This window comes from Pseudomonas sp. Sample_10 (assembly GCF_004321495.1).
Classification (GTDB): Bacteria; Pseudomonadota; Gammaproteobacteria; order Pseudomonadales; family Pseudomonadaceae; genus Aquipseudomonas.
In genome coordinates, this window is record NZ_RCOE01000005.1 from 1 (window position 1) to 5,401 (window position 5,401).

Here is a 5,401-nt window from a genome sequence, read left to right on the forward strand (position 1 = left end):
CCACCAGGTCCACCACTTCCAGCCAGTAGAACGCGTGGTCCAGCGCATCGCTTTCAGCCTTGCGATAGCCCTTGGTGTTGAGAATGCCGGCGAGCATGCTGCGGTTGACCCACATGTGCTGGGCCACCAGCAGGTTTTCCAGCACCGACATTTCCTTGAACAGGCGAATGTTCTGGAAAGTCCGCGCCAGCCCGGCACGGTTCACCAGGTGGGTGCCGCCAAACATCTTGTAGCGCAGCCGGGTGATGAAGTTTTTAGGCGAGACGAAATCGGTCGGTTTGAACGATTCGCCGAGCAACTGGATGACGTTGGTCCTTTCGCCACGCACATTGAGTTCGATCTTGCCGCCGGAAGCCTTGTAGAACCCGGTCAGGCAGTTGAACACCGTGGTCTTGCCGGCGCCATTGGGACCGATCAGGGCGAAGATCGAGTTGCGTTTGACCTGCAGGCTGACATCGTTCAACGCCTTGATGCCGCCGAAGTGCATCATCAGCTTTTCGACACTGAGTACGACTTCGCTCATGGCGCTACTCCTTTACGCGGGGTCACACCGGTGCGGCTGATCCGAATCAGGCCACGCGGTCGCCAGATCATCATCAACACCATCAGGATGCCGAACAACAGCACGCGGTACTCGGCGAAGCCACGCAGCAGTTCCGGGGCGACAGTCAGCACGAAGGCAGCAATCACCACACCAATGGTCGAGCCCATGCCACCCAGTACCACGATGGCGAGGATCAGGGCCGATTCGAAGAACGTGAACGAGGTCGGGTTGACGAAGCCCTGATAAGTGGCAAAAAACACGCCCGCCAGACCTGCCGTCGATGCACCGATGGTGAACGCCGAGAGCTTGACCAGAACGTGGTTCAGGCCCATGGAGCGGCAGGCGATCTCGTCTTCGCGCAGCGCTTCCCAGGCACGACCGACCGGCATCTTCACCAGGCGATGCTTGATGTACAGCACAGCCAGTACCACCAGGAACAACACTGCGTAGATGAAGTAGTACTTCACGTCCGGGTTATAGGCGATGCCGAAGAACTCATGGAACGGTACACCACCGTCCTTCGCCCGCTTGCCGAATTCCAGGCCGAAGAAAGTCGGCAGCGGTGCCGGCATGCCGTTCGGACCGCCAGTCAGCGACAGCCAGTTATTGAGGACCAGACGGATGATTTCACCGAAGCCCAGGGTCACGATTGCCAGATAGTCACCGTGCAGACGCAGCACCGGGAAACCGAGGATGCAACCGGCCAGCCCCGCCGTGATCGCCGCCAGCGGCAGCACCGTCCAGAAGCCCAGCCCGAGGTATTGATAACCGAGTGCCAGACCATAGGCGCCGATGGCGTAGAACGCCACATAACCGAGGTCGAGCAAGCCGGCCAGGCCGACCACGATGTTCAGCCCCAGGCCCAGCAGCACGTAGATCAGCCCGAGGATGACCACGCCCAGCAGGTAGGAGTTGGAGAAAAACGGGAATACCACGGCGATGACGATTACCAGCGGAATGATCCAGCGCAACCGCGATTTGTAGTCAGGCGCCAATACATGGACGCCGGAGCCGGTTGTTTCAAAACCTTCAAGGATTCTCAAGCCCTTGGGGGTTTGCAGGAACAAGCTCAGGGCGAAACGACCGGCCATGACAATGGCGACGATCCATGCCACCCGGGTGGTTTCCATGTTGAAGCCGTAGCCATCGAGCACAACGCCGACAATCGGCCCGAACACGATCAGGGCAATGAGGCCGGCAAGAATCGCGTCAACCAGACTTTTTTTGATATCAATGGTTTTTTTAGTGGTTGAAGACATCGCTTACACCTTCGACACAAGAGGACGGCCGAGCAGGCCTTGGGGCCGAAAGACCAGAACGAGAACCAGCAGCGAGAAGCTGAATACGTCTTTGTAGTCCGAGTTCACCAGGCCGGAAAACAGCGACTCGGAAATCCCCAGGATGATCCCGCCGAGCATGGCGCCAGGCAGCGAGCCAATCCCGCCGAGCACCGCAGCGGTGAACGCCTTGATCCCGATGATGAAGCCGGCATAGAAGTCGAAAGTGCCGTAGTTCATGGTGATCAGCACGCCGGCCAGGGCCGCCATCGCTGCACCGATGATGAATACGTAGGAAATCACCCGGTCGGTGTTGATCCCGAGGATCGAAGCCATCTTGCGGTCTTGCTGGGTTGCACGGCACATGCGGCCGAGCTTGGTGTACTTGATGATGTAGGTCAGCGCAGCCATGCCGACAAACGCGGCAACCAGAATGAACACCTTGGTGTAGGTCAACTGCACGAAACCGCTACCGACCTCGACACGCCAGGCCCCTGTGAGCAACGTGGGAACGCCTTGTTGCTTGGCGCCCTGGGCGATCTGGGCGTAGTTTTGCAGGATCAGCGAAATACCGATGGCGCTGATCAGTGGTGCCAGCCGGGTGGAATTACGCAGGGGTTTGTAGGCGACACGCTCGATGACCCAGCCATACACCGCCGTGACGACGATGGTGAAGATCAACGTGCCAAGCATCAGCAGCGGAAAGGATTCGATACCGAAGTAAGCCAGCAGAGCCAGACTGATTGCCGCCAGGTAAGCGGAAATCATGTAAACCTCGCCGTGGGCGAAGTTGATCATGCCGATGATGCCATAGACCATTGTGTAGCCGATGGCGATCAGGCCATAGACCGACCCGAGGGTCAGGCCGTTGACCAGTTGCTGCAGGAAAATACCATCCATAACGCAATCTCACGCAATGAGAACCTGCACATGTGGCTGTGCGGTTCCTCTAAGGAAAATACAGATATACGTCGGAGCAATGTCATTCACGATCAGGCAGACCACCACGGTCCCTGTGGGAGCTGGCTTGCCAGCGATGGCGGTTGAACATTCGACAAAAATGTCTCTTGCAAGTCCGCCCATCGCGGGCAAGCCCGCTCCCACAAGGGATCTGTGGGGTTCAGGTGATCGAATCAGCCCTTACTTCTGTTTTTCCAGTTGGTGATATTTGCCGTCCTTGTCCCACTGGTAAACAACGTAGTCGGAGACTTTCAGGTCGCCCTTGCTGTCCCAGGTCTTCTCGCCCATGACGGTCTTGACCGGGTTCTTCTTCAGCCACTCAGCGGCTTTTTCGCCACTGTTGGACTTGGCGCCGTTGAAGGCTGCAGCCAGGGTTTGCACCGAAGCGTAGGCGTACAGGGTGTAGCCTTCAGGCTCGGTACCGGCCTTGCGGAAGGCGTCTACCACGGTCTTGCTGTCTGGCAGCAGGCGTGGGTCGGCACCGAAGGTCATCAGCACGCCGTCAACGAATTGCGGACCGCCAGCGGTGGTCACCAGTTCGTCGGTCACGATGCCGTCGTCGGACATGAACTTGACGTCTTTGAGGCCTTGTTCACGCAGTTGACGAACCAGAGGGCCGGCTTCCGGGTGCAGACCACCGAAGTAGACAACGTCAGCGCCAGCGCCACGGATCTTGGTCACGATGGTGCTGAAGTCTTTCTCGCCACGGGTCAGGCCTTCGTACAGCACAGGCGTTACGCCGCGCTTGACCAGTTGAGCCTTGGTGGCGTCAGCCAGGCCTTGGCCGTAGGTGTCCTTGTCGTGCAGCACGACGACTTTCTTGCCCTTGAGCACGTCGACGATGTAATCGCCGGCCACGATGCCCTGCTGGTCGTCACGACCGCACATACGGAACATGGCGCTCAGGCCGCGTTCGGTAACCTGTGGGTTGGTGGAGCCTGGAGTAATGGCGATGATGCCCGCTTCGTCGTAGATCTCGGAGGCCGGGATGGTCGACGAGGAGCAGAAGTGACCGACGACGCCGGCCACTTTCTGGTTGGTCAGGTCTTTGGCGACCGTCACAGCCTGTTTCGGTTCGCAGGCGTCATCGCCCTTGACCAGTACGATTTTTTCCCCGTTAACCCCGCCCGCCGCGTTGACCGCATCGGCCGCCGCCTGTGCACCCTTCATGTACTGTTCGCCAAATGCCGCGTTGGCACCGGTCATTGGTCCCGCTACGCCGATCTTGATGTCAGCCTGAGCAAACGCAGAAACACCCAGCGCAGTTGCCACTGCGAGGGCCAGAAAGCCTTTCTTGTAAAACGTCTGGGACATGAGGTGGTGCTCCAAGGTTTTTTTAGTTGGCACTGCGACTTCACTGAATGCTCAGAGCAAGGGCCGTGCCATCGGTTTTTTATTCTGAAAAAAGTCGTTGCCTTATTGTTTTTTCGACTGTTTCGAGCCCATTTTCATTGGGCGTGCAACCGTCTAAACCGCGGAAGGTAAAACCATTTTTTATTTGAGGCGCAACCCGCCTGCGCCATCATTGCAACCGCGGCTTTAAACGACGTGCAACCAGCCTGTAACAACGTGCGTCACCGAAGTGCACACTGCTGGTGCGGGACTGCTACAACCCGCACCACTACAGGCTAGCTGCAGATCGAAAAAGCGCCGCTTTGCCCTGTAAAAATCCACATTCAGATCACGATCCGCAGGCACTGGCCCGCGTGATACAGCGAAAAACCCGCCTCGTACAGGCAACTGCGCAACCCCACCCCGGCCAATGGCTGCATGGGCGCGAAGGGAATCGGCAGCGCTTGAGGATTTCCGTTACACAGGTAATCGGCAAATGCTTTGCCCACCACCGTTCCGGTAGTCACGCCACGACCGTTGTAACCGGTGACTGCCACTAAACCGGGCGCCGGTTCGAACAGGCGCATCAGATGATCGGGAGTAAAAGCGATGCAACCGGTCCAGGTGCATTCCCATTCGACCGGTTTGAGGTAAGGAAAATAATGCTGCTGCACCCGGTCGGCCCAGGCTTTGAGAAACCAGGTCGGCTTCTGATTGCCATTGCCCAGACTGCCCAGCAGCAGGCGACCGTCCTTGTCACGACGGATGCTGCTGAGCACTTGCCGGGTGTCCCAGGAACCCTGGCCACCGGGCAAGATTTGCCGAGCGGCGTCTTCGGTCAGCGGCACCGAAGCCACCTGATAGTAGTAACCGGGGAAAAAGTTACGCCGCAACTCAGTCCAGTCGCCTTCGGTATAGGCATTGGAGGCGATCACCACTTGCTCGGCCAGCACCGAACCCTGTGCAGTCTGCACCGACCAGCGCTGCCCCTGACGTTCGAGTCGGCTGACGGGTGAATGATCGAACAACAGACCGCCCAGACTGATGGCCGCCTTGGCCAGCCCCGTGGTATAGGCCATCGGGTTAAGCGTGCCGGCACGCCGATCGAGCAGCGCGGCGGCAATTTTTTTGGTGCCGGTGGCTTGTTCACACGCTTGACCGGTGAGCAGTTCCACCGGCGCACCGCGACGTTTCCATTGTTCTTCACGACTGCGCAAGTCGGCTTCGCCGCGGGCGTTGTGCGCCATGTGCAGCGTGCCTTCGCGGCGCAACTGGCAATCGATGTTGT

5 protein-coding genes are annotated in these 5,401 nt (G+C 58.6%); all 5 read right to left on the reverse strand.

Annotated elements, in window-relative coordinates; all coding sequences use genetic code 11:
* Nucleotides 1–523 (reverse strand): ATP-binding cassette domain-containing protein (locus D8U18_RS00520; RefSeq protein WP_131106792.1); only part of this gene is annotated, 523 nt, incomplete at its 3' end.
* The gene (gene livM, locus D8U18_RS00525) at nucleotides 520–1,803 is read right to left on the reverse strand and encodes a high-affinity branched-chain amino acid ABC transporter permease LivM (protein ID WP_056852399.1); all 1,284 of its coding nucleotides are present in this window, start codon (nucleotides 1,801–1,803) and stop codon (nucleotides 520–522) included. The genes D8U18_RS00520 and livM, both read right to left, overlap by 4 nt.
* Nucleotides 1,804–1,806: 3 nt before the next feature.
* Nucleotides 1,807–2,721 (reverse strand): branched-chain amino acid ABC transporter permease, encoded by a 915-nt coding sequence (locus D8U18_RS00530; RefSeq protein ID WP_056852398.1) that lies wholly within the window; start codon nucleotides 2,719–2,721, stop codon nucleotides 1,807–1,809.
* A 240-nt stretch (nucleotides 2,722–2,961) separates the two neighbouring features.
* The gene (locus tag D8U18_RS00535; protein ID WP_130906858.1) at nucleotides 2,962–4,095 is read right to left on the reverse strand and encodes an ABC transporter substrate-binding protein; all 1,134 of its coding nucleotides are present in this window, start codon (nucleotides 4,093–4,095) and stop codon (nucleotides 2,962–2,964) included.
* A gap of 362 nt (nucleotides 4,096–4,457) precedes the next feature.
* Nucleotides 4,458–5,401, reverse strand: a 944-nt coding sequence (locus D8U18_RS00540; RefSeq protein WP_131106793.1) for an FAD-binding oxidoreductase, incomplete at its 5' end; no start/stop codon positions are given.

Excerpts from the sequence above, each read along its gene's own strand:
- D8U18_RS00530 (WP_056852398.1), bottom strand. The coding sequence starts at position 2,721 with ATGGATGGTATTTTCCTGCAGCAACTGGTCAACGGCCTGACCCTCGGG.
- D8U18_RS00535 (WP_130906858.1), bottom strand. The coding sequence starts at position 4,095 with ATGTCCCAGACGTTTTACAAGAAAGGCTTTCTGGCCCTCGCAGTGGCA.
- livM (WP_056852399.1), bottom strand. The coding sequence starts at position 1,803 with ATGTCTTCAACCACTAAAAAAACCATTGATATCAAAAAAAGTCTGGTT.